The organism is Mitsuaria sp. TWR114 (genome assembly GCF_007997345.1).
Genome location: NZ_VOSR01001092.1, coordinates 1 through 1,032, shown reverse-complemented (window position 1 = coordinate 1,032; position 1,032 = coordinate 1). Strand labels below are relative to the sequence as shown.

Genomic DNA, 1,032 nt, shown 5'->3' with positions numbered 1-1,032 from the left:
CCCGCGCGCTGCAGCACGTCCATCGTCTTGACGACGGCCTCGTACTTCACGTTGCGGTCGGCGGAGATCACGACCGGCGTGGCCGCGTCGCCCTTCTGCGCGTCCCGGACGCGCGCGGCCAGCGCCTTGAGCGGCACCGGCGACGGATCCTGGTCGCCGTCGAGCTTGATCTTGAGCTGCTCGTCGGTGCCCACGATCACCTGGATCACGTGCTGCGGCTGGGTCTTGGCGGTGCCGACGCTGGGCAGGTCGACGACGCCGGTGGTGATGAGGGGGGCGCTGACCATGAAGATGATCAGCAGCACCAGCATGACGTCGATGAAGGGGACCATGTTGATCTCGTTCATCGTGCGGCGGCGCGAGCCGCCGCGGGAGGACATCGCGGGCATGGCCGTTCCTCCGGATCAGCGCTGCGCGGCCGGCGCCGGCTGGCCGGCGTTGCGCTGCAGGATGTTGGAGAACTCCTCGATGAAGGTCTCCAGCGTGATGGCGTTGCGGTCGATCTGGCGGGCGAAGCGGTTGTAGGCCAGCACCGCCGGGATGGCGGCGAACAGGCCGATGGCGGTGGCGACCAGCGCCTCGGCGATGCCCGGGGCGACGGTGGCCAGCGTGACCTGGGTCAGGTTGGACAGCCCCACGAAGGCGTGCATGATCCCCCAGATGGTGCCGAACAGGCCCACGTAGGGCGAGACCGAGCCCACCGACGCCAGGAAGGACAGGTGCGACTCCATCGCGTCGAGCTCGCGCTGGTAGCTGGCGCGCATGGCGCGGCGGGCGCCGTCCAGCAGCGCGCCGGAATCGACGACGCGCTTCTCGCGCAGCTTCAGGAATTCGCGCATGCCCGAGGCGAAGATGCGCTCCAGCGGCGCGCCGTCCGGGCGGTTGGACACGCTGGTGTAGAGGTCGTTGAGGTTCTTGCCCGACCAGAACTCCTGCTCGAAGCCCTCGTTGCGCGCCTTGACGCGTCCCAGCGCGATCAGCTTGCTGAAGATCACGCTCCAGCTCGCGAGCGACACCAGCAGCAGCGCGGCG

The 1,032-nt window shown here is 69.2% G+C and carries 2 protein-coding genes; both read right to left on the bottom strand.

What is annotated here, in order from left to right; all coding sequences use genetic code 11:
* Window positions 1-389 (bottom strand): ExbD/TolR family protein (locus tag FUT87_RS27650; RefSeq protein ID WP_147243040.1); only part of this gene is annotated, 389 nt, incomplete at its 3' end.
* Between the two features lie 15 nt (window positions 390-404).
* On the bottom strand, window positions 405-1,032 hold a 628-nt coding region (tolQ, locus tag FUT87_RS27645; RefSeq protein WP_147243039.1), incomplete at its 5' end, for a protein TolQ.